This is a genomic window from Acinetobacter sp. ESBL14, from assembly GCF_036668815.1.
Taxonomy (GTDB): Bacteria; Pseudomonadota; Gammaproteobacteria; order Pseudomonadales; family Moraxellaceae; genus Acinetobacter; species Acinetobacter gyllenbergii.
Map to the genome: position 1 here is coordinate 420,098 of NZ_JAZEVS010000002.1, position 22,817 is coordinate 442,914.

A 22,817-nucleotide genomic window follows, 5' to 3' on the forward strand; every position below is an offset into this window, starting at 1 on the left:
CTTTTTAATCTGTCTTATCTCTATAAAATAAGATACTCCGCAATTATGGTTTGGCAAAGCCATCATTTGGTGACTTTTTGCTACAGACCTAGGATCAACTTTTCAGTGTGAGCATGGATAAGCAAATAATATTTGAAGATGAGCATATTCGCGTTATTTTTTTAAAAGGTTCAAGTGACACTTTAGTGATTTCGTTTGGCGATTTGATTAGTCGCGCTAAAGGCATGTCAATTAATGCTGAAAAATCCTTAATAAAATATCAATACAATGTGATCGGCATTATGCCGAAGCAAAAATCATGGTTTCCTAAAAGTAGTATGTTGCAGATGCAGCAGCAGATTCAACCGATTTTGCAGCAATTTAAAGGCATTGTTGGCTATGGCGGCTCTATGGGTGGCTACGCAGCAATCAAGTATTCAAATCTATTGAATATGCAAAAGATTGTGGCTTTTGTACCACAATTCTCGATTGATCCTGATGTGGTTGAAGATCGCCGTTACGCCGAATTCTTTGATGCATCTATCCATCAAGCTATGCAGATTCAGGCAGATGAGGTGGATTCATCGCGTGAATACATCATCGTCTATGATCCATACTATGCAGAAGATAAAGAGCACTTTCTAAAGATCCAGCCTTTACTGCCTAACATGCATGTGATTCATTTACCATTTACAGGCCATGAAGCTCTTTCGGTATTGGCAAGTTCTCAGTTGCTGAATGATTTTGTGGTTAAACCATTTGAAATCACTTATTTCTATCAGCGGGTTCGAGAGGTTAAAAAGCAAAGCAAGTTCTACTATCGACATGTGTTGGATGCTTTGTTGCCGCGTCATCATCAGGCATTATTAAAAATTCTGCAACAGAACGACATTGCCTTAGATGAGCGTTATTTTGATGCGGTACTTAAACAAAAACTGGTACAGCAGCTGTTTAATCTCAAACAAGGCACTGAACAGAATTTACATAAGCTCGGCGTACATCTGCATTTTGTGCAACATACCGAGACCCAAGCTGCCAATGTGGTCAATGCACAGAATCAGTTTTTGGTCTTTAATTTGGCAAGCTTGAAATTAGAGTGCTATAGCGCTGAAATTATTGCGGCCAATTCCGCCTATCTATTGCCTTTAAATCTGACGGCCAATAGTTTAGTGAAGCTCAGGTTGAATGATGAATACTACTTCCTCACGATGAATGATCGTGGTATTCATAAACTGGTCAAAGAAGGTGAGCCCTTTGCACTGGATCAATCGCCGTTGGTGTTTAAACACTATACCGATTTTTATCATCTAAGTTATAAGCAGCTGACTTTATGTTGTGATGCACAAGGTTTGACGCATTTCATCGAAAATAATGCAGATGAACAGACCAAACTGCAATTATGTTGAGTGACCTTATTTCAATAAAAAAAGCCCTTTGAATATTCAAAGGGCTTTTTTAGATCAGATTTAAATTAGTTGGTACCAATTTTGGCATTGGTATTGACGTTGGCATTCACGCCTAATACTTTCACGCCCACATTTGCACCCGTTTGAAGACTCTTTTTATCTGCATTTAAGCCGGTTTGTGCATTCACGGCTGAAGTTTTACCATTCACTTGTGCCTGAGCATTGGTTTCAGCACCTAAATTTAAGGACTTAGATTGAGTTGCAGTTTTCTTGTCTGCAATGCGCTGTTTCACGTTGGCTGTGGTCTCCGCAGCTAATTCCTTACCATCAACAGCTTTGTCTACTGCATAATGGGTTGTGGTTTTTACCGCTTCACCAGTTTTATTTGCGACCTGTGAACCCACCTGTGTTGCTGTGCTTACGGTTTTTTGAGTTGCTGCAACGCCAGTATTTAGCGCGGTATGACCGACATTATGTGCAGTATGACCAACACCTTGAGCCACTTGACCGACGCCTTGTGCTGTGCCTTTCACTGCACCTGTGACACCTTTAAGCAGGCCACCAGATTGTACATTGACTTGAGCTGAGCCACTGGCATTTGCGCCTACGTTCTGCGCGAAAACTGAAGCAGAAGCAAGGATAGAAGTTGTCACGATAGCTGTTTTGATCATTTTTTTCATTGCGATTTCCTTAAGCGATGTACCGTATTGGGGTACTTCATTAACGCAACTGCATCATAGCGAGCAAAAAATCAGAAATGTGTGATTTTCATCAAACGTTACAACCAGATTACAGCTTAAAAACAATCTGGAGATAAATTGTGGAGAATCGTTATTTTTATAAGAATATGAAAAGTATAGTTTTTTAATGAATATAAATAACTGTGAAAATTCAGTTTTAAAAGCATTGATGGATAACAGTTTGACTATTTTACGGGTTATATTTTATCGCAATGAATATGAAAATTAAGAATATATAAATTGATTTAAAGCGCTTTTAAAAAGATTAAAAAAATGGCATTTTTATTGCTTGGTATATTTATATGGAATAAATATTGCACTTTTTTAATGCAATTTATTTATCCCATCAAGATCATTCTTTGTGCATTAAGGATACTTTTTAAAGCGCAAGCCTGAACCAAAACATCACTGTCTTTTTTGATAGTACGATGACTCCTATCGTATTTTATTTAAAAAAATAGGTGAAATTTAAAGTGAATCTTAACTTGTATTCGCATTATTTATAGAAAAAGAATTGAAAACCAAGTAATGGCCAGTAAATAACGCACTGGAGAATATGAATGAAACAGATTGCAGCATTTCTGCTGGTATTGATCGCGCTGGGCGTGGTGGTCTTCTATTTTGAACCTGCAGAACCGAACAGCTCAACCGATGATACTGCGGTATATCAAATCCATCCTGAACCTTCAGGCGGTATTTCAACTGTATTACATCAAGAGGAGGTGAAAACCACAGAACATACCACATCGCATATGTTAAAAAAATTGGATAAAACGCAAGAAAACAACCAATTTTATGACACTAAAAGTGATCCTTCGATACAACCGATTGATCCTGAAACTGATCCAGCCAATGAAATTAAAAAACTTTAAATCGTCTGGGCTTCTTTTATCCAAGAAAAACAGATATTAAGAACCGTTCTTTATCCAAGAACGATGGAGATCAATAGTGAACAATAAAACCTTACTACTTTTAAGCCTGTGTGCTTTTTATACCACCACAACCTCAGCTGCGGCACTCGATGCTGTCCAACTCAAACAAAGCCTCAGCTCGGCAGCGTTAAACAAAGTAGAACAAGGCAAAATTAATATTAATGCCTTGGTCGATAATGATTCGAATGATTTATTGATCGAGTATGAAACCAGTGCGGCCAGTTCGGGTTTTGGGCGAGAAAAGCGGAGTCTGATTGCGGATGGTAAAAGTCAGTTTAAAAATAAATTTAGCAAAGCGGCAGGCTTTCAAACCTTGCGAGAATTTAATGGCCTACCTTTAGGTCTCTATCGTATTCAGAATCGGGAGACGCTGGCACAGGTCTTGAATGATCCAAATGTCAAAGGTGTTTATCCAAACCGTAAAAATATCCCGACCACAATGGAAAGCCTCCCTTTAATTAACCAGCCACAAGCGCTCACAAATGGTTTTACTGGAGAAGGCTCAAGCGTGGTGGTGATTGATACTGGGGTGAATTATAAACATGCTGACTTTGGTTGTACCGCAGTCAATACCCCAGCTTCAACTTGTCGCGTGGTCTATGCCTTTGATAGTGCACCAGATGACAATACTCTGGATGATGATGGGCATGGTAGTAACGTATCAGGGATCGTTGCCAAAGTTGCGTCTAAAACCAAAATTATTGGGATTGATGCGTTTAGAAAAGTCAGATCACAAGGGCAATGGGCAAGTACCGCCTATGACAGCGACATTCTGGCAGGCATTAACTGGGCCGTAAATAATGCACAAACCTATAACATTAAGGCGATTAATTTAAGCTTGGGTGTACCTGGGGTGAAATATACCTCTGAATGTAGCAATAGTAGCTATAGTACGGCTTTTGCCAATGCGCGTGCAGCAGGGGTTGTACCTGTCGTGGCTTCTGGTAATGATGCCTTTGCAGATGGGATTTCTTCACCAGCCTGTGTAAAAGGTGCAGTGAGAGTAGGCGCGGTGTACGACAGTAATATTGGTGGTGTATCTTGGGGTAATCCGTTGAAATGCTCTGATCCAACCACAGCTGCCGATAAAGTGACCTGCTTTAGTAATGGTGGCTCACTGGTGACATTATTGGCACCGGGTGCAATGATTACTGCAGGCGGTGAAACTCAGGGCGGAACTTCACAGGCAGCGCCTCATGTGGCAGGGGCAATTGCCTTATTACGTGCCAATGCTGTGACACCATCAGAGACTATCGATCAAACCGTAAATCGTTTAAGAGTGACAGGTAAGCCGATTACCGATACGCGTACAGGTTTGGTGTTCCCACGCATTGATTTACTGGCTGCAACCAGCGGACTCAGTTCGAATTAAGATGATTTTATAGTTGAAAGATCGATCCAAAAATAGTTTAAAAGCCATGACGCGTTGCAACTAGAGATAGATGCAACGCGTTTTTTATAGGCTTAATGACATTGTGTTAGTTTATCCGCACTAAAGTTACTTTGCAGTTTTTGAAAGTTGGCTTGAACAGTCGCATCTTGCACATCAAAAGCAGTTGCGGTTGTGGGCTGAGCAAGCGTTTTATCTTGATAGTGTTGGGTGGTAGAGCTTGCTGAAATTAAACCATTTTGGTTAAACACCCACTGCTCAACGGCCTGACCACCATCAAAATAGCCCGTAAATTCAATGTTGCAGTGTTGACCTTGTTTGCTCAGTTTTGCAGTATTGCCTTCAGTTGAAGGCGTGGCACCAATATTCTTCACTTGTTGTAATGTTTGTGTGCCATTGTTGGGCGTGGATAATGATGAGCAAGCAGTGAAGCTGATTGCACTGATGCAGGAAAATAGAATGGTTTTAAATTTTTGTTGCGTCATGTGCAAAATTCCAGTCCGATGAATTTATACGATTGAGTCTGTCGGCAAAACTCGTGAAGTTCAATAAATGTTTTGAGCGTACACTGTAAATTTAAAACCTATTTTTCAAATCACTATAACAAATCCGCTGTATATAACTGATATTTTATAGCCCGAAAAAATCTTTATTCTAATGAATCGGCCGCCATAAAAAACCTCTACATGGTAGAGGTTCTTGGGTTTAGTTACTTGAAGGTTGGCTCAGTCCAGCACGTTCAATCGGAACATTACCTTCGTTGGTGCCTACCACAGCATCTTTAGTGTCTTGCCATTTTTTGGCCGTGTACTGTTTGGCTTTTTCGGTTTGGGCTTGAACAACTTCAGATTGCTCTTCCGTATATTTCTTGGTGTCTTGCCATTTTTCACTGATCTTTTGTGAGGTGTTATCAGATGCACCTTGGATTGAATCGCCTAAATTCTGCATGCCTTTGCCCGTTTTATACAATAAGACACGTCCTAGACTTGGATTATCGCCATAGGGCATGGCTTTTTCAGGGACAGCATTAGAAGCAGTGCTTGTGGTGCTAGTTGGGTCTGCTGCCCAGAGCGAAGACGATGCAATCAGTGCAGTCGCTAAACAGAGTGCGGGTACTTTTTTGATCATCTTTTTGTCCTTTCCGCGATATTGTCGCAATCGAGATTTTATATCTTATCGTTGGTTCGAAGAAAAGAGTCAAGATGATATGAAATTGATACGGTAAGTAACCTTTAACTAAAACTTATGCAGAAAAAGAAGAGAAATAAAAAGCCAAAAATGCCTAAAACAATGAAGTAATCTTGTTTGCGTATATGTGCGAATCGTATGACGGAGAAATAGATTGAGCCTAAAAAGATAAATGAGAAAATAAGGATACAAGGGAGTGGCTGATTAAAGAGCAATAGCGTATTGCCAAATAAAATAAAAATGATGCTGCTGCTGATCCAGTAGAGTAAGGCAAATAAAAATTTCTTGAGTGCTAATTGACTGACAGATTGATCTAAACGAGGTAAGACAACTGCCAAAAGAATTAGTGCAATCATTCCACCCAAAATCGAAATGATCATAAAAAACAGGCCACTCATATCGGGTTTGGTTCGAATAAATGGAAATACTGTGTAGCTTATCCAACTGATTAAGAGTAAAGCGGCATGTATAACGGTCAGAATGATATCGATACGATAATAATTTTTAGGTAGCGTCATTTTTATTAATCAATGTTTATTAAAAAACTGCTATTACTAGCAGGTTTGTTGAATAGCTGCAAATATCAGCTTAACCCTACATACACTTAGCTGCGTCAGCACGATGGCACTTTGAATGAATGCATTCATTGATGAACGAGGTTGAGCAAATTGAGACAGTACTCATTTTCAAAGTTGATTTATTGGATTCTTACAACTTTTTCCACGCGATCAGATGAGTCATAGATCACTTGAATAATTGCTTTGTCTCCTCTAAACGCTGAGTCTGGGATTGATACCTTTTCTATTAATGCATCAAAGGGCAATGTACTTGCGACTAAACCATTGTATAAAGCTTGTCCGTACATCTTAGCGCTGTCCTCTCTTTTATAGAATATAAAAGTATCAATCCGTTGATCACCGATTAATTTACTTGAGCTTGGTGTAATCACTTTGGTAATAAATTCACTTCGAGCCATGCCAATCGCGATAGGGTTCTGTATATTTTGATGGTTTTCTATCTCTGGCTGAGCCCTAGAACTAGGATTTAAAGAACAAGCACTTTGTCCAATCGCTAAAAGAATAGAGAGCAATAAAGTGTATTTTTTCATGTCGTTATAGTCTTATAAAAAGTGTAAATAAAAAAACCTGCTATTTTTAGCAGGTTTTTTTAATAATTTCAAATAAATACAGGCTTAGCCTTGCAATACACTTACATCTGCAATTGCCGTGAATAAATCACGTAATTGAGCGAGTAAACGTAAACGGTTGGCTTTTAACTCTACATCATCTGCCATCACCATCACGCCTTCAAAGAAGGCATCAATTGGTGCACGAAGCGCAGCCAGCTTAGACAAGGCTTCTGTGTAGTTACGTGCAGCAAGCAAAGGCTGAACCACAGGCGTGAGTGCAGACAATTCTGCATAAAGTGCTTTTTCAGCCGCTTCAACCAGATTGGCTTCAACCACAGCACCTTCCGGTGTCGCTTCTTTGGCAAGAATATTGGCAACACGTTTATTGGCTGCGGCCAATGCTGCCGCTTCAGGCAATGTACGGAAATGGTTGACCGCAGTTACACGCTTGTCAAAATCAAGTGGCGATTTTGGTGCAAGTGCTTGTACCGCTTGAATCACATCAACCGCAACGCCTTGGTCTTCATATTTGGCACGGTAACGACCTTCAAGGAATGCAACCGCATCCGCACGGGTTTTATCGTGATCTTTAATGATGTCGCCATAACCTTGTAAGGCAAAGTTCACCAATTCTTCAATGGTCACATCAAGTTCATTTTCGATGATTAAACGCAAGATACCGATTGCAGAACGACGTAATGCAAATGGATCTTTTGAACCTGTTGGCGCTTGACCAATACCGAAAATACCGACCAATGTATCTAAACGATCCGCAAGGGCAATAGTAGTACCTGTTTTGGTTTGCGGTAATACATCACCAGCAAATTTCGGTAAATACTGCTCACCTAACGCTTCGGCAACTTCATTATTTTCACCTTCAAGGCGTGCATAGTAAGTACCTGCAATCCCTTGAAGTTCTGGGAATTCACCCACCAGTTCAGAAGTTAAGTCACATTTAGCAAGTAATGCTGCTTTCTCAGCATCAGCAACATTGGCACCCGTCATTGGAGATAATGCTACAGCCAGTTTCGCAATACGTTGTGATTTATCCCACAGCGTACCCAATTGTGCTTGAAACACCATATTGGCTAATTTTTCTTTACGAGACGCAAGCGGTTGCTTTTGGTCTTGTAAGAAGAAGAATTCCGCATCAGACAAACGAGGACGTACAACTTTCTCATTCCCTTCAATAATTTGAATCGGATCTTTCGACTCAATATTTGAAATGGTAATGAAGTAAGGCTGTAATTTACCTTCGGCGTTGATTAAGCAGAAATACTTTTGGTTATCTTGCATGGTGGTAATCAAGGCTTCTTGTGGAACCGCTAAATAACGTTCTTCGAAAGTTGCACGTAAAGCTACAGGCCATTCAACCAGACTGGTGACTTCATCAAGCAAGTCTGCTGGCACAATAGCGGTCGCATTGACTTCATCTGCCAATGTCTTCACTTGTGCTTGAATGGTTGCTTGACGCTTTTCGAAGTTCGCAACCACATAGGCTTGTTCTAGAGTTGCTAAATAGTCATTTGCATGCATCAAAGTCACGGCTTCAGGTGCATGGAAACGATGACCATAAGTCACATTACCTGCTGTATGATCTTGAATGGTTGCTTCAACCACTTGATCATCTTTCAGTAACACGACCCATTTTACTGGGCGTACGAATTCAGTACGGCTTGCCGCTGAACGCATACGTTTTGCGATTGGTAAGTTATCCAATGCAGTCTGTAAAATTTGTGGCAGTAAAACGTCAAGACTTTGACCTTTGACATCTTTCAAGAAGCATACTTTTTCAACTTTACCTGCTTGGAACGTCGAAAGCTGGTCAACCGTGATGCCTTGACCGCGCATAAATCCTTCAAGTGCTTTGGTCGGTTTGCCTTCAGCATCATAAGCTGCTTGTACAGCAGGGCCATCAAAACGTTTTTGCGTGTCTGCTTGAGCCGCATCGATATCAACAATTTTCAAGGCTAAACGACGTGGTGCAGCATAGGCTTCGATAGCAGCGAAGTTTAAGCCAGCATCTTTTAAGCCTTTTTCGGTTTCTGCTTTGAGTGCGTCACGCAAAGTTTTTAAGCTTTTTGGTGGAAGTTCTTCACAGCCAAGTTCGAATAAAACTGTATGCTTAGTCATTATTTATTCTCCTTCGCTTTTTCAGCTTGGGCTGCTTCTGCTTCAACTTGTGCTTTAAGTTGAGCCAATACTTCATCACGCAAATGCGGTTCTGCCATAGGGAAACCAAGTTTCGCGCGGGCCGCCACATAACTTTGAGCAATTGAACGCGCCAAAGTACGAACACGTAAAATATAACGTTGACGTTCAGTTACCGAAATCGCACCACGGGCATCCAACAAGTTAAAGCAATGAGAGGCTTTGATGACTTGCTCGTAAGCAGGAAGTGGTAGTTCAGCTTCGATTAAACGAGAGGCTTCTGCTTCATAGAAGTCAAACAATTCAAACATTTTATCGACTGGCGCGTATTCGAAGTTATAGGTTGATTGCTCAACTTCGTTTTGATGGAATACATCACCATAAGTTACGGTACCGAATTGGCCTTTGGTCCAAACCAGATCGTAAACTGAGTCTACACCTTGCAGGTACATGGCGAGACGTTCTAAGCCATAAGTGATTTCACCTGTCACTGGGTAACATTCAATACCACCGACTTGTTGGAAGTAAGTGAACTGAGTCACTTCCATACCATTTAACCAAACTTCCCAACCTAAGCCCCATGCGCCGAGGGTTGGAGATTCCCAGTTGTCTTCGACGAAACGAATGTCGTGAGTGAGGGTATCAATACCGATGGCTTTTAACGAATCAAGATAAAGCTGTTGGATATTGTCTGGGTTTGGTTTAAGTACCACTTGGAACTGATAGTAGTGTTGTAAACGGTTCGGATTCTCCCCATAACGACCGTCTTTTGGACGACGTGATGGTTGAACATAAGCCGCGTTCCAGGTTTCTGGCCCCAATGCACGTAAGAAGGTTGCAGTGTGGAAAGTACCTGCGCCCATTTCCATATCATATGGTTGTAATACGACGCAGCCTTGCTCCGCCCAATAGTTTTGTAGGGCAAGAATTAAGCCCTGAAAGGTATCAATATGCGATATAGCACGACTCATGGTGCATCCACTGGAATCAAACAAAAATTGTGCTTAAGTATAAGGATTTTGGTGGTGAGTGGCAAAGGCTAGTTGGGGAATTTCAGCTTTGAACAGCTTTTAGATTTATTTGCTGTTCTGACTAATAGGATCCAATTGATCACGGCAAATGTAAGAGAGAAAAAACAGAGAATAACAAAGAATCTGAATGGGACAATATTGATTTGGGCGGTATTTAAAATAATGATCAAGCTCGGGACAATAACAGTAAATAAAAGAGCATAAGCCATAATGGAAAAGAAATTCAGCACTTGGTATTTTTGTAGCAACAGTTGCACAAAATAGCTTGGAAGAAAAACAAGAATGAAATAGATCAAGGCAATGTACAGGACAACCAAGAACATCTCATAGCATACTTTGAATATTTGGACAGAAAAGTAATCGTGGGGCGAAAAAAAAGCCACCAATATAAGATAGATGGGAACACCTGCATAGAAGGGTGTTTGGATCAAACAGCGCCAAATTTGTGCTTTGCTGACAATCAGTTTTTGAGTGAATGGTTGTGCAAGTTTTTGAAGTACGGGGTTCATGGTATTTTAATCTTTATTTATTTCAATTGTTTATATTTAGGTTGTAGAGTTAATCAAGCTATTGCATTGAATTATCTTGATTTTTGCTTATAACAAGTCCTCGACCCACAACTATACGTCAGCTCATGACGTATTGCATCTCACATGCGCTTAATTTCACAACTTTGAAATGTTAATTTTTAAACGATATTCTCTGTTCTCTTCAGGTCGTTTGAAATGTCTGATCGCATTCGTGAAAAGCTGCAAATTTTAGCGGACGCTGCCAAATATGATGTGTCCTGTTCCTCCAGTGGCAGTGACCGTAAAAATAAAGATAAAGGTCTTGGTGACGCGAGTCGGGCAGGGATTTGTCATAGCTATACCGAAGATGGACGTTGTGTTTCTTTGTTGAAAATCCTGTTCAGCAATGTCTGCATTTTTGATTGTGCCTATTGTGTGTCACGTCGTTCCAATGATGTCAAACGGGCGGCATTTACGGTACAGGAAGTGGTTGACTTGACCATTAATTTCTATCGCCGTAACTATATCGAAGGGCTATTTCTCAGTTCTGGTATTTTCAAGTCAGCCGACCATACCATGGAACGTATGCTGCAAGTGGTGAAGAAACTCCGCTTGGAAGAAAACTTTAATGGCTATATTCATCTTAAAACCATTCCAGGTGCTTCGCCTGAATTGATTCATGAAGCGGGTCTGTATGCCGATCGAATGAGTATTAATCTGGAAATGCCAACCGAGGTCGGTTTAAAAGCCTTTGCCCCAGAAAAATCACATCAAGAAGTACAAAAAGATTTGGGGCTGGTTCGTGATCGCTTGATTCAGCTTAAAGATGAACGTCAGATTATCAAGCATGTGCCGAAATATGTCCCCGCAGGGCAGACCACACAGATGGTAGTCGGGGCACATCAGGAAACCGATCAAGATGTGCTGTTTATGGCTGATCGCCACTATAAAGAATTTAAATTAAAACGGGTCTATTTCTCAGGTTATATCCCGATTAATACCGAGAATAATTATCTACCTGCGGTTGGCTCTGCACCACCGTTGCTACGAGAAAATCGACTTTATCAAAGTGATTGGTTGATGCGTTTTTATGGCTTTCAGGTCAATGAAATCGTCAATGAAAAATTCCCGCTTCTGGATCTGGATGTTGACCCGAAACTTAGTTGGGCATTGCGTCATCCAGAGCATTTTCCCGTGGATTTAAATCGTGCTGATTACCTGATGATTTTACGCGTGCCGGGTATTGGAGTGAGATCCGCCAAGAAAATTGTACAGGCGCGTCGTTTTGGCAAAATTCATGTCGATTTATTAAAGCAGTTAGGTGTGGCCTATTCACGTGCACAATATTTTATTCGTTGTGAGGATAGTCCACGTTTCCAGAAAGAACTTTCTTCTGGTTTTATTCGTCAGCAAATTTTGACCCAAAGTACATCCAAATATATCAAGCCACTTTCGCCTCAGTTGAGTTTGGGGTTCTAGTGATGTTGAATGAGCAACTGAGCTATTGTTTTGATGGTTCCATGTTAGGTTTGCTGAGCTGTGTATTTCGCGCTTTTCAGTTTAAAGAATTTGAGGTACAACTGTGTTTATTGGGTGAGACACAACATGGTTTATTTTCCGATGTTGTTGATGTCGCCAATCATGAGCCACATGCCCAACGGGTTTGGTCTGCTTTACAACAGAAGCTTTCTCCAGCTGCGCTAAAGCAGATTTATTTTGCCTCCTTGTCTGAGTCACTAGAGGCTTATCAGCATCTCTTTAATTATTGCATCTATGTGTTTCAGCAGTCCTATTCGATTGAAAAAGATTATTTACATCCGAGTGTGCTGGCCATTTCTCAATGGACTAAAAAAGTTGGCCGTGAAAAGCATCGGATGGAGGCTTTTGTACGGTTTAAGAAAACCACGGATGGGCTGTTTTTAAGTTTGGTTCGTCCCGATTTTAATGTACTGCCTTTGATTCAACCGCATTTTAGACGCCGTTATCAGGATCAGCGCTGGCTGATTTATGATGAGCAGCGTAACTATGGTCTTTATTACGACCTCAAGCAGATTCATGAGGTCTTTATGGATGCTGATAAGATTGATTGCAATCTGCAAAAGGGCGGTAGCCAAAGTTTTCAGTTAGAGTTGGATGAACAAGAGATCTTATATGATCAGCTTTGGAAAGATTATTTTCAGAGTATCAATATTAAAGAACGGCAAAATATTAAATTGCATGTGCAATATCTGCCGAAACGTTATTGGCGTTATCTGAATGAAAAATATGTTTAGCCTAGTTGGATCCTTGCAAAATAGATTGCTTCACAACCATGACCAGCCGTATGTGGAAGAATAAAAAAATCAGCATCAGCGTAATTTTTGATTATGATTTGAAAAGATGACAAAAAACAAAAGAGCCAATCAATGACAAAATTAATGTTTAAAGTCGCATTACTGATAATGACCTGTTTGAGTGCTCATGCTTTTGCCAAAGCACAGGATAAAACCATAGATCCTTATAGCCAATGTGTTGACGAAACCATTCAAGAGCTAAAATTGGGTAATATCAACAATGCAGTGGTGGAAATCTGTAGTACCAGAACTAAAACCTTATATACCAAGCAGATTGTACAATTATTGGATCGAATTAAAAAACAGAGTCAGGAGTATAAGCAGCCTGAACGTTATAATGACATTATGAAATCGCAGCAACTCTGGAAAAATTTTGTGGATCAGGAATGTCGTAATGCGGGTGCCTATATCGGTTCACCAATGTATGAATTTTGTCCGATGCAAAAATATGCTGAGCGATTGGAACAGCTAAAAGAATATTTAAATTGATCAGCTTCCTTATTTAATCGTTTTAGTCATTACTTAAAACTGTAATTTAAATACATCTTAAGCTTGAGTAGGCGTATACTGCTGCATCGAATAAAACAACACGATTCCAGCAAGGTGCATTGTGAGCTTGACCCGATCAGACTGGCTAAATTTTCTCAAACCCAACTATAAAGTTCTACCTTTAAAAGAGAGGGGGCTTTCCGCGCTTGGTGCATTATGCGGCTTGGCGATTTCATCACTGATCAGCTGGTATGTGCTGGGTGGGATGAATGCATGGTATATCGCACCGATGGGCGCATCTTCTGTACTGTTATTTGCAGTACCCAATAGTCCTTTGGCACAACCATGGAATGTGATTGTCGGAAATACCTTGGCTGGGTTTATTGGTGTGGTTTGTACGCAATATCTACCTGACTTAACTGGTGCTTTTAGCGTTGCTGTCGGTTTGGCGATCTTCCTGATGATGACAACGGACTCCTTACATCCACCAAGTGGTGCGGTTGCGATTACCGCTGTATTAGGTGGGGATGCAGTGCATCGATTGGGCTTTCATTTCATCTTATATCCAGTGTTATTGAACTCTATTTTATTACTCGTATTTGCGGTGTTCTTTAATCGTTTGATTGGACGACATTATCCACTCACAGCCCATGTGAATGAGCGTTCTAAAGATCCGACACCGACCCAGAAAGTTTCGATTCAACCCAAAGATATTGAATATGCCTTAGAGCATCACACGGAGCTGTTGGATATTAGCCAGTACGATTTAGAAAAAATTATTCTGGAAGCGCAATCGCATGCCAATGAACGCTTGGTGAATACATTCGTTTGTCAGGATATTATGAGTCGTGATGTGATTAAGCTACATGAGCATGATGATATTCATCAGGCCTTAGATAAGTTTAAGGCGGTGAATTTAATGAGTTTGCCAGTCGTGAATGCCGATGATCATTTGGTTGGGACTTTGGCCTTATATGAAGTGGTGGAGTGGTTTAAGGGTGCAACAGATCCACGCAACTCTTGGCAGCATTATGTGCGACAAATCATGAGCCATACAGTCGTGACGGTCAGTCCTACGCAGCCGATTCAGGATTTGGTGCCTTACTTTGTCGAAAAGTCGTTTAACTATATTCCCGTGGTTGAAGAGCAACGCTTGATTGGGATAATCAGCCGTGCGGATATGATTGCAGCCTTGCAACAACAACTGAATCGTCAAGCCTAAATTTTAGCTAAAAAAAGCTACGGTTGGATTAGGGGTAATTTCAACCGTAGCGACCAAAAAGGTAAAAGAGAATTAACGTTTTATGCTTTGGTCTTCATAAATCGTTTTTACAGGTTGGTTATAACCTTGCACATGATCAACACGGGCTTGCTGTTGTTTTGGAATCACCAACCATAAAATCAAATAGACCAAGATACCTGGGAAGGCTGCACTCATGAGTGAGATCACAACAAAGATCAGGCGTAATAAATTTGCGTTCCAACCAAACCGTTCCGCAATACCGCCCATCACACCAGCGATCATGCTTTGTTGGTTTGAGCGATATAAACCAGAGTTGGCCATCGAGTTTGTCTCCTTAAATTTATGAAACAGCAGTAAAAAATTAAATTATTTCAGTTTAGGATGCTGTTAATTAAGAAATAGGGTCGAACTGAATTTTTTAAAGTTTAAACAGATGGGAAATTAGTTAAGTTGTGTAAATCTTTGATGGAAAAACCAACAGCATCGCCTAAAATGCACCGAATTAAAGCATACTGCTTTGTCAATTTGCTATTTCAGTCCTATCGCATTGGCTATTACCCATTTGGGGAATAGACGAACACGGCAATGATCCCTATATTTTCCGAGGTTCGGGGTCTGTTTGTGAAACGCACGCGATAACGATATTGATGTTAGAGATTTATGAATATGCAGTTCAGGTTATTCTTACAGTATGTGAGTGTAGGAGTTCTATTGAGTCTTGGTTTGAGTGCTTGTGATAGCCATCATCCCGAGCCAATGAAGCAACAACAAGCCCAGATGCAATCGAGTCGTAATGCAAGTGAAGTGCTGACCGATGAACAGGAATCCGTTGCCTCTGATACACAAGGCTTGTCATTGACCCAAGTGGCTGGTCAAGCAACATTGCCATACTCTGCGGACCGTAAACATAATTTGAGTAAGCCTTCAGAAGCCGATTTGGTCTATGCGGGCCGTTATCATGCACGTATTCCTTGTAGTGATGCCTTTGCGGGCTGCGTCAATAATGAGAAAGAAGCGGAATATATTCTGAATTTAATGGCGGATGGCTCCGTATTTTGGACCAATACCAGTTTTAGCCGACTTGGTTCAGACCCGTCACGTAATATTGCCAAGATTGAGCAAACCTGTAAGCAGGTCCAGTGGCATGTGCATAAAGAACTGAATGAAATTATGATTCGTTGTGATGCTGCGGATGTCAATTTGTATTATCAAGTCAGTCCAAATCAGGACTTGGTGATGGATCTGGACAAGATCTGGAATGGCGATAATGGACGTAACCGTAAGTTCTTTAAAGAATATCCATTCCCAGAACAGGCCTATATATTTAAGAAAGTAGATTAAATCACCTATATTCAAAACAAAAAAGAGCGCATTCAGCGCTCTTTTTTGTTTTAGTTCCGATTAGTAATCGAAGCTGAAATGTTCAGGTGCAAGTGAAGTCAAGGTGCGAGAGGTTGTCACCATTGATTCCGCATGGCCTTGTGCACGTGGTAATAGGCGGTCGAAGTAGAAATCTGCAACTTTGATTTTTGCTTTATAGAATTCAGGTGTTTCGATTCCGTCACCCGCTTCTAATTTCTCAGAAGCCACCACTGCTTGTTGTGCCCAGAAGTAAGCCATCATGACATAACCAGAGAACATCAAGAAATCAACTGAAGCTGAAGAAACGATGTCACGATCTTTACGTGCAGCAAGCATGATACGAACGGTTAAGGTATTCCATTGTGCGCAAAGCTTAGTTAAGTCCCAAGCAAAACGACGGAGATACTTGTTACGTGCGTGCGTTGCACAGAACTTCAAGATTTCAGCAGTGTAGTCACGAACCACTTTACCTTTTGAGCTTAACAGCACTTTACGGCCAATCAAGTCAAGTGCTTGGATACCCGTCGTGCCTTCATACAAGGTAGAGATACGTGCGTCACGTGCGATTTGCTCCATACCCCATTCACGGATATAGCCATGGCCGCCGTAGACTTGCATACCGTGGTTGGCTGCTTCTAAGCCAAGCTCAGTCAAGAAACCTTTTAAGATCGGGGTATAAAAACCAAGTTTGTCATCATAAGCTTCATACGCTGCTTGATCGCCATTGACCAATGCATCTGTCATTTTGTCTGCAAGTTTAGCAGCATGATAGATCATTGAACGACCGCCTTCAGCAATCGCTTTTTGCGTCAATAACATACGGCGAACGTCAGCGTGGTGAATGATCGCATCACCTACACGCTCAGGCTCTTTCTTACCAGAAAGGGCACGCATAGACATACGGTCTTTTGCATATGGTAAAGCACCTTGGAATGACAGTTCAGCGTGCGCAATACCTTGAACTGCTGTACCGATGCGGGCAGTGTTCATAAAGGTAAACATTGCATGTAAACCTTTGTTGATTTCGCCGATCAAGTAACCCGTTGCATTGTCAAAGTTCAATACTGCAGTAGCAGAGGCTTTGATCCCCATCTTGTGTTCGATTGAACCACAAGAAACGGTATTACGCTCACCTACGCCACCATCCTCAGTCGGGATGAACTTAGGTACGATGAACAGCGAAATACCACGTGTACCTGCTGGTGCATCTGGAAGACGCGCAAGTACGATGTGAATAATGTTCTCGGTTAAATCGTGCTCACCCGCAGAGATGAAGATTTTAGTACCAGAGATTTTGTAGGTGCCATCAGCAGCAGGTTCTGCTTTAGTTTTAACTTGACCTAAGTCGGTACCACATTGAGGTTCAGTTAAGCACATTGTGCCAGACCAAGTCCCTTCAACCAGTTTAGGCATATAGGTATTTTTTTGCTCATCTGTACCAAACTGCATGATCGTGTTCATACAGCCTGTGCTCAAACCTGGGTACATGGTGAATGACCAGTTCGCCGTTCCCATCATTTCAGATTTGATCAGGTTTAAAGACATTGGCAAGCCTTGACCGCCAAACTCTTCTGGATAAGAAAGACCTTGCCAACCACCCATAACGAATTGGTCGTATGCTTCTTTAAAACCTTTTGGTGTAGTGACTTCGCCGTTGTTAAACGTACAGCCTTCTTCATCACCAGATTGATTCAATGGTGAAAGTACGTTTTCGCAATAATCTGCTGCACCTTCAAGAATCATATCAACTGTTTCAGCATCCGCATTTTGACCACTTGTCAAAGTTTGGTAATGTGCTGGATAATCTAACATTTCGTTCATTAAGAAACGAATATCACGGAGCGGGGCTTTATAAGCTGGCATAATCTTAATCCTGTATTTGAATCATTTTGGATTATCTGTTTCGATACTTTGATTATTCACAATGGTGATAAAAATACATTGATAATCACTTGGGAAAAGAATGTCAGAAAAGCGAATTTCCTTGAAGATAAGTTCTTAGAAAAACCACATTTCTGTTGGTGTCAAAACGGATATGAAATGTGAAAATTACTCAATTTTAGAATTGAAAATATAATGATATAAAGGTGTTTGGTAAAGCTATGCGTATAAAATATTTAACTTTATGCTTAATGGGTCTGAGTCTTTCTGCATGTTCACAACATGTCATTAAAACCAATACAGCTTCGACCAATCTGGAACAGAAAGCCATCAATAGTATGAATGCGATGTATGAATATCCGAGCTATGATTATCGCGGAAAATTTAATATTCATGTTGAACCGAGTCAACAGCATAGCAATACAAAAGCAGAAAATGCTGTTCTGGATACGGCATTGAAACAAAAAGTCGATCAATATTTACGAGATCAGAAGGTCAATTTAAACGCAAAACAAAAACAAGCGTTGTATGTGGCCTTGGCACAAGAACAAAAAAGCAATGGTCAGACCAAGGTGGATAAGTTTACCCAAATCATGGCCAATGTTCTCAATGACATGCAGTTTGAATATGATGGTTCAGTGCATTATCGCCAGAAAATGGGCTCATTTAACCTGACAGCACGTTATGAAAAGCCAACTTTGCTGGTACAAGCTAAAATACCGATGGTCATTGATCTGAATAATTATAAATTTTATATCAACTATTTTGCCCTGATGCCGTATTTGGTCAATAATGACAGTCAGAATAATCTGGCTTATTTAGATTTTTCTAAATATCAGGATATGTTCAAGCACGTGGATTACAAAAAATTTGCTGAATATACGAAAGCTTCTGGCGCCGTCTATTATCGTCTTGCAGATCAAAATAACCTTCAAGCCTTATCGGTTTCTTCTGCTGATCAAGCAGCAGGTGTGGTCGAGAAAATTCGTTTAAAAAGTTCAATTGAAGAACTGATTTTACAAGCCAATTTGTATAGCAAGGTCAATGAAAAATACTTCATGCAAAATGTTCTCAACATTAAGGAAGAGAATCTTGAGAAACTGATTGCCAATGAAGTTGATGCTGCAAGTAAATCAGAAAAAACCGCTTCATTATTGGATAAGAAAAATTCAGCGGATGATGCCAGTGTGGTAAGCCAAGAATTGTATCGCTTGGTGAATAAACACTTTGGTGTGGAGGATGAGGAAACTGAATATGATGCTGAAGCAGTAGATATGGATCAGGCCGAGGAAGATACGGCGTTAGCCGCAGCGGCGCGAGCAGTTGCAGCAGCGGCTGATGATCCAGAAGCATCTGAATATGCTGAAGTATCCGATGATTCAGAAGTATCCAAAGACGAACAGGCGGGTTTAACTGAGGAGCAATGTACAGCTCTGCAAAATACAGCAAAAACCACATATGGCGATGCACAGTATTGCCAAAGTATGTATGACATTGATGTCTTTGGTACGCAAGCTGAATCTGGTTTCTTGAGTTATATCACTAAATTACAAGCGGTCGAAAAACAGTTTGCTGCCTATGATCAAAATCAATTTATTGATGATCAGGCATTTAAGGCACTTTGGATCAAGCATCAAGCGGATATTGCAAAAGCATTGCCACCAGTTGAGAAACGAAATCCATTTACTATGGATATTGGTTTGGATGCCCAAGGGCGTGCGGTTAAATTAGACTATGATTTAAACTATGGCCTATCTGAGTTGAAGTCACGTTTTAGTGTCAAAGCCGATATGTTGATTTCAAATTATGGCAAAGCCACCCCAATTGATCAGGCACAATTGAAACGTGCGAAGAGTTGGTCAGAAGCAAGTAAAGGCTCTATGCTAGAACAAGCAGTGAACAGTTTCTCTGAGAAATTAGGTCAAGCAGGGGTTCAAGAACGTTCAGCAGAACCATATACCATGTCTTTGGAAGATCAACTCAAAGTAATTGCGGAACAACGCTATGATGCAACGCATGCTTATGACCAAACCTATAAAGCAGTATTCATTGCAAAATTGACAGAAAATGCACCACAAATTGTACAGCGTTATTCAAGTCAAGAGTTGCAAGAAATTGCCACTGTATATGCATACTGGTATGCCAATGAAGAGGTTTATAATCCAAAAGGGAAAGTGCTACAAAGCATAGAAGCCTTACAGAAGAAGCATCATCTTGAAAACGAAGACCAGTTTGATGATACTTTGGGACAAGCGGTGAATCGTATTGTACTGGATGCAGTACATGGTGATACATATCGCCAAGCGTGGAAAAAGCTACAAGCGCAATATAAGCAACCACAGCAGTTATTTGCCAAGCAATATCAAATCCAGTTCGAACAAGAGAACGGCGCTTCAAGTGAGGAAAAAGTCTTACTTGGACAGACCGCAAATATCTTAGGGCAAGTGTATGTAGATGCGCGTAAGAATAAATTGTCTGGGAAGTCGATTCAGTCTTTAAAAATCGAGCATAACGAATTTATTGATTATGAGATTTTTAAAGAGGTGTATCAGAAGATGCTGACCGTTAAATAATTTCTTTATCCTCAATAAAAAACCTGCAAAATGCAGGTTTTTTTATTTTGTATTTGGATAATTATAAAAAGTCTTTGAGTTCAGGTTTTACCCCATTCCATATCGAAAATGCTTCAATCGCTTGACCCACTAGCATGCCAAAACCATCAGTAGACGGGATCTGGCGTTGTTTGGCTTGATCGAGGAAACTGGAGGGCTTGCCATAAGCCATTTCATAAGCATGATGAAACACTAAGCTTTCAGGCAGTTGTAGCGTATCCCCAGTTAAACTTGCGGATGTTGCATTAATCACAAGATCAAATTCACCTGTCAATTGATCTAAGCCAATCGCTTTCAGCTCAGCTTGCGGGACTGCGTCCTTTAAATCGTCAACGAGTTGTTCAGCGCGGGCGAGGGTACGGTTGGCAATCACAATCTGTTGTGCACCTGCTTGTACCAAAGGGTAGATCACACCGCGGGTTGCGCCACCTGCACCTAAAATTAAAATACGGCTATTTTCTAAGTTCCAATCCAATGCCTGAATTGCCGCAACCAAGCCTTGACCATCAGTATTATCACCATAGAGCTTGCCATCCTGCATCCATAACGTATTGACAGCTTTGGCGATCTTGGCACGTTCAGTCAACTGATCACACAACGCAAAAGCTTGCTCTTTAAACGGTACGGTGACATTCATACCGACGCCATTGTGCGCAAAGAAATCTTTGGCGACATTTTCAAAACCATCTAAGGGCGCAAGGATTTTTTTATAGTGTAGATCGACCCCAGTTTTTGCTGCGAATGCATGATGAAGCTCAGGTGAGCGGGATTGTTCAATCGGATTTCCAATTACAGCAAATTGTTTGGTCATTGTGCGACGATCAACTGAAGAAAATAGCTGAAGTGTATAAAGTTATTGATTTGATCGCAATCAGATCATGGATACTTTGATGGCTTCAGCCAGCTTTTGGATATTGCGCCAAATTTCATCAGGTTGATGTGCCGCATAACCAAATAAGACTGCGCTTGGGGAATCGTCGGTTTGGCAATATCGAGAAAGGGGTTGAACCGCCAAATCAACCTTTAAGCAGTAAGCAATAAACTCTTGTTCCGTCCAATCTGTATTTAACCAACAGAGTAAATGTATTCCTGAGTCAGTTACTTGAATTGTTAAAATATCTGCGAGATAGGTTTGGATCGCGCGAATTAATACCTGTTGACGCTCATAACATGCTTTACGTATTTTGCGGACATGCCTTGCGTAATGGCCTTCTTGGATAAAAAGGCTTAAAGCAACTTGTTCTAAATAAGAACATTGGCTGTCGATTTGCTTCTTTGCAAGACTAAATAGTTCGACTAATGCCTCTGGTATCACCATAAAGCCTAAGCGAAACTCAGGGAACATCATTTTAGAAAATGTTCCTGAGTAAATCACACGTTGCTGATGATCTAATCCTTGTAAGGCTTGAATAGCACGAGAGCCGTAACGAAACTCACTATTATAGTCATCTTCAAAAATCCATTTTTGCTGTTGCGTAGCCCATTCCAACAGCATTAAGCGGCGTTTTAAACTCAATGTACCGCCTAATGGAAAATGATGTGAGGGTGTTGTATAAATCAATTTACTTTGTGCATGATGTTGAACGATGTCTGGAATATTCATCCCTTCATCATCACTTAAAATGGGTTGTGTTTTTGCCCCAAAACTCTGGAAAACTGCTAAAGCGGCATCATAACCAGGTTCATCCATGCAGACCTGATCCTGCTTCTGCAATAAGGCGAAAGCGGTTAAATGGATCGCTTGTTGGGTTCCGTTCACAATCAAAATTTGTTGTGTTGTGCAATTCAAGCCGCGTGTTGAACGAACATAGTTACAAATTGCTTGTCGTAGAGCCAAGTAACCACGAGGGTCATGCGTTTGCCCCAATTGGTGGTATGACTGCCGCCAAGCTCGGCTCAGCAGCTTCTCCCAAAGTTGGTGTGGGAAAAGATCAACACATCCGACTCCTACATGAAAAACTCTTTTTTCTTGTGATGTTTGTTGTAATTGCCAAGTTTTAAGATGTTGGGCCAGATCATGATTAATATCTAAGTTTTGAGCTGTTATTGAAGAATTAATAGGAGGTTGAGCTTGTGCTTGAATGAATTGGTCGGGGATGAGCGTACTGACATAGGTTCCAGAACTTGGTTTGGTGGTGAGATAACCTTCATCCAATAAGCGCTCTAATGCTGCTAAAACCGAGTTACGAGAGATAGACATCATTTCTGCTAATGTGCGACTTGATGGAAGTTTTGTTCCAGCATGAAGCCTGCCATCTAAAATGGCGGTATGTAAGGCTGTGTATAAGGCGTCTTTAATGTTGCCTTGCGCTAAGACGAGATGAGGAAAATGGGCAGCAGATGAATTTTTCATTTCGAGTAAACTGGTACTGTCAAATAAATCAAAACTGTATCTTATAAACCATCCACAATCAAAACTACACTGCTAACTTCATTTCCAAG

At 40.8% G+C, this 22,817-nt stretch carries 20 protein-coding genes; 9 read left to right on the top strand and 11 right to left on the bottom strand.

Annotation, left to right across the window (positions count from 1 at the left end):
* The first annotated feature begins 113 nt into the window (after positions 1 to 113).
* Positions 114 to 1,385 (top strand): hypothetical protein, encoded by a 1,272-nt coding sequence (locus tag V6E90_RS10135; protein WP_332605255.1) that lies wholly within the window; start codon positions 114 to 116, stop codon positions 1,383 to 1,385.
* A gap of 65 nt (positions 1,386 to 1,450) precedes the next feature.
* Here the strand turns inward: V6E90_RS10135 and V6E90_RS10140 are convergent, their stop codons facing one another.
* Positions 1,451 to 2,065 (bottom strand): hypothetical protein, encoded by a 615-nt coding sequence (locus V6E90_RS10140; protein WP_016542785.1) that lies wholly within the window; start codon positions 2,063 to 2,065, stop codon positions 1,451 to 1,453.
* A gap of 620 nt (positions 2,066 to 2,685) precedes the next feature.
* Between V6E90_RS10140 and V6E90_RS10145 the strand changes: the two genes are divergently transcribed.
* Both V6E90_RS10145 and V6E90_RS10150 read left to right on the top strand, forming a co-directional pair.
* Positions 2,686 to 2,997, top strand: coding sequence for a hypothetical protein (locus tag V6E90_RS10145; RefSeq protein WP_016542786.1), 312 nt, complete (start codon positions 2,686 to 2,688; stop codon positions 2,995 to 2,997).
* A gap of 76 nt (positions 2,998 to 3,073) precedes the next feature.
* The gene (locus V6E90_RS10150) at positions 3,074 to 4,429 is read left to right on the top strand and encodes a S8 family peptidase (protein ID WP_332605256.1); all 1,356 of its coding nucleotides are present in this window, start codon (positions 3,074 to 3,076) and stop codon (positions 4,427 to 4,429) included.
* Between the two features lie 92 nt (positions 4,430 to 4,521).
* Here the strand turns inward: V6E90_RS10150 and V6E90_RS10155 are convergent, their stop codons facing one another.
* The 6 genes from V6E90_RS10155 to glyQ form a co-directional block, all read right to left on the bottom strand.
* Positions 4,522 to 4,932: a hypothetical protein gene (locus tag V6E90_RS10155; protein ID WP_016542788.1), complete on the bottom strand. Its 411-nt coding sequence runs from the start codon at positions 4,930 to 4,932 to the stop codon at positions 4,522 to 4,524.
* 220 nt (positions 4,933 to 5,152) lie between these two features.
* The gene (locus V6E90_RS10160) at positions 5,153 to 5,575 is read right to left on the bottom strand and encodes a hypothetical protein (protein WP_332605257.1); all 423 of its coding nucleotides are present in this window, start codon (positions 5,573 to 5,575) and stop codon (positions 5,153 to 5,155) included.
* A gap of 104 nt (positions 5,576 to 5,679) precedes the next feature.
* On the bottom strand, positions 5,680 to 6,153 hold the full coding sequence (locus V6E90_RS10165; protein WP_332605258.1) for a hypothetical protein: 474 nt from the start codon (positions 6,151 to 6,153) through the stop codon (positions 5,680 to 5,682).
* A 179-nt stretch (positions 6,154 to 6,332) separates the two neighbouring features.
* On the bottom strand, positions 6,333 to 6,743 hold the full coding sequence (locus V6E90_RS10170; protein WP_332605259.1) for a hypothetical protein: 411 nt from the start codon (positions 6,741 to 6,743) through the stop codon (positions 6,333 to 6,335).
* Positions 6,744 to 6,827: 84 nt separating this feature from the next.
* The gene (gene glyS / locus V6E90_RS10175; protein WP_332605260.1) at positions 6,828 to 8,897 is read right to left on the bottom strand and encodes a glycine--tRNA ligase subunit beta; all 2,070 of its coding nucleotides are present in this window, start codon (positions 8,895 to 8,897) and stop codon (positions 6,828 to 6,830) included.
* Positions 8,897 to 9,886 (bottom strand): glycine--tRNA ligase subunit alpha, encoded by a 990-nt coding sequence (glyQ, locus tag V6E90_RS10180; RefSeq protein ID WP_004775941.1) that lies wholly within the window; start codon positions 9,884 to 9,886, stop codon positions 8,897 to 8,899. Before glyQ ends, glyS begins: the two co-directional genes overlap by 1 nt.
* A 785-nt stretch (positions 9,887 to 10,671) precedes the next feature.
* Here glyQ and V6E90_RS10185 point away from each other — a divergent pair.
* The 4 genes from V6E90_RS10185 to V6E90_RS10200 all read left to right on the top strand — a co-directional run bounded on the left by V6E90_RS10185 (position 10,672) and on the right by V6E90_RS10200 (position 14,499).
* Positions 10,672 to 11,934 (top strand): putative DNA modification/repair radical SAM protein, encoded by a 1,263-nt coding sequence (locus V6E90_RS10185; RefSeq protein ID WP_332605261.1) that lies wholly within the window; start codon positions 10,672 to 10,674, stop codon positions 11,932 to 11,934.
* Between the two features lie 2 nt (positions 11,935 to 11,936).
* Entirely contained in the window at positions 11,937 to 12,728 is a 792-nt protein-coding gene (locus tag V6E90_RS10190; RefSeq protein WP_332605262.1) for a TIGR03915 family putative DNA repair protein, read from the top strand.
* Positions 12,729 to 12,860: 132 nt separating this feature from the next.
* Complete coding sequence (locus V6E90_RS10195) at positions 12,861 to 13,277, top strand: lysozyme inhibitor LprI family protein (RefSeq protein ID WP_023271251.1); 417 nt, start codon at positions 12,861 to 12,863, stop codon at positions 13,275 to 13,277.
* A 121-nt stretch (positions 13,278 to 13,398) separates the two neighbouring features.
* A complete protein-coding gene (locus V6E90_RS10200) occupies positions 13,399 to 14,499 on the top strand; it encodes an HPP family protein (protein ID WP_016660131.1) in 1,101 nt (366 codons plus the stop codon).
* Between the two features lie 72 nt (positions 14,500 to 14,571).
* Here V6E90_RS10200 and V6E90_RS10205 read toward each other — a convergent pair whose 3' ends face one another.
* Positions 14,572 to 14,841, bottom strand: coding sequence for a PspC domain-containing protein (locus tag V6E90_RS10205; RefSeq protein WP_005276002.1), 270 nt, complete (start codon positions 14,839 to 14,841; stop codon positions 14,572 to 14,574).
* A 345-nt stretch (positions 14,842 to 15,186) separates the two neighbouring features.
* On the opposite strand from V6E90_RS10205, the gene V6E90_RS10210 reads away from it, so the two are divergent.
* Entirely contained in the window at positions 15,187 to 15,861 is a 675-nt protein-coding gene (locus V6E90_RS10210; protein WP_332605325.1) for a hypothetical protein, read from the top strand.
* Positions 15,862 to 15,921: 60 nt separating this feature from the next.
* Here the strand turns inward: V6E90_RS10210 and V6E90_RS10215 are convergent, their stop codons facing one another.
* A complete protein-coding gene (locus V6E90_RS10215; RefSeq protein WP_332605263.1) occupies positions 15,922 to 17,745 on the bottom strand; it encodes an acyl-CoA dehydrogenase C-terminal domain-containing protein in 1,824 nt (607 codons plus the stop codon).
* A 239-nt stretch (positions 17,746 to 17,984) separates the two neighbouring features.
* Between V6E90_RS10215 and V6E90_RS10220 the strand changes: the two genes are divergently transcribed.
* Positions 17,985 to 20,336 carry a hypothetical protein gene (locus tag V6E90_RS10220; RefSeq protein ID WP_332605264.1) on the top strand — a complete coding sequence of 784 codons (2,352 nt, stop codon included), beginning with the start codon at positions 17,985 to 17,987 and terminating at the stop codon, positions 20,334 to 20,336.
* A gap of 61 nt (positions 20,337 to 20,397) precedes the next feature.
* Here the strand turns inward: V6E90_RS10220 and aroE are convergent, their stop codons facing one another.
* Both aroE and pdxR read right to left on the bottom strand, forming a co-directional pair.
* A complete protein-coding gene (aroE, locus tag V6E90_RS10225) occupies positions 20,398 to 21,186 on the bottom strand; it encodes a shikimate dehydrogenase (protein ID WP_016542802.1) in 789 nt (262 codons plus the stop codon).
* Positions 21,187 to 21,246: 60 nt separating this feature from the next.
* Positions 21,247 to 22,728 carry a MocR-like pyridoxine biosynthesis transcription factor PdxR gene (pdxR, locus tag V6E90_RS10230; RefSeq protein WP_332605265.1) on the bottom strand — a complete coding sequence of 494 codons (1,482 nt, stop codon included), beginning with the start codon at positions 22,726 to 22,728 and terminating at the stop codon, positions 21,247 to 21,249.
* Between the last annotated feature and the right edge of the window lie 89 nt (positions 22,729 to 22,817).

Bases quoted from the DNA above. Each gene is read 5' to 3' on its own strand.
- V6E90_RS10135 (WP_332605255.1), top strand. From the start codon at position 114: ATGGATAAGCAAATAATATTTGAAGATGAGCATATTCGCGTTATTTTT.
- V6E90_RS10140 (WP_016542785.1), bottom strand. From the start codon at position 2,065: ATGAAAAAAATGATCAAAACAGCTATCGTGACAACTTCTATCCTTGCT.
- V6E90_RS10145 (WP_016542786.1), top strand. From the start codon at position 2,686: ATGAAACAGATTGCAGCATTTCTGCTGGTATTGATCGCGCTGGGCGTG.
- V6E90_RS10155 (WP_016542788.1), bottom strand. From the start codon at position 4,932: ATGACGCAACAAAAATTTAAAACCATTCTATTTTCCTGCATCAGTGCA.
- V6E90_RS10160 (WP_332605257.1), bottom strand. From the start codon at position 5,575: ATGATCAAAAAAGTACCCGCACTCTGTTTAGCGACTGCACTGATTGCA.
- V6E90_RS10165 (WP_332605258.1), bottom strand. From the start codon at position 6,153: ATGACGCTACCTAAAAATTATTATCGTATCGATATCATTCTGACCGTT.
- V6E90_RS10170 (WP_332605259.1), bottom strand. From the start codon at position 6,743: ATGAAAAAATACACTTTATTGCTCTCTATTCTTTTAGCGATTGGACAA.
- glyS (WP_332605260.1), bottom strand. From the start codon at position 8,897: ATGACTAAGCATACAGTTTTATTCGAACTTGGCTGTGAAGAACTTCCA.
- glyQ (WP_004775941.1), bottom strand. From the start codon at position 9,886: ATGAGTCGTGCTATATCGCATATTGATACCTTTCAGGGCTTAATTCTT.
- V6E90_RS10185 (WP_332605261.1), top strand. From the start codon at position 10,672: ATGTCTGATCGCATTCGTGAAAAGCTGCAAATTTTAGCGGACGCTGCC.
- V6E90_RS10190 (WP_332605262.1), top strand. From the start codon at position 11,937: ATGTTGAATGAGCAACTGAGCTATTGTTTTGATGGTTCCATGTTAGGT.
- V6E90_RS10195 (WP_023271251.1), top strand. From the start codon at position 12,861: ATGACAAAATTAATGTTTAAAGTCGCATTACTGATAATGACCTGTTTG.
- V6E90_RS10205 (WP_005276002.1), bottom strand. From the start codon at position 14,841: ATGGCCAACTCTGGTTTATATCGCTCAAACCAACAAAGCATGATCGCT.
- V6E90_RS10210 (WP_332605325.1), top strand. From the start codon at position 15,187: ATGCAGTTCAGGTTATTCTTACAGTATGTGAGTGTAGGAGTTCTATTG.
- V6E90_RS10215 (WP_332605263.1), bottom strand. From the start codon at position 17,745: ATGCCAGCTTATAAAGCCCCGCTCCGTGATATTCGTTTCTTAATGAAC.
- V6E90_RS10220 (WP_332605264.1), top strand. From the start codon at position 17,985: ATGCGTATAAAATATTTAACTTTATGCTTAATGGGTCTGAGTCTTTCT.
- aroE (WP_016542802.1), bottom strand. From the start codon at position 21,186: ATGACCAAACAATTTGCTGTAATTGGAAATCCGATTGAACAATCCCGC.
- pdxR (WP_332605265.1), bottom strand. From the start codon at position 22,728: ATGAAAAATTCATCTGCTGCCCATTTTCCTCATCTCGTCTTAGCGCAA.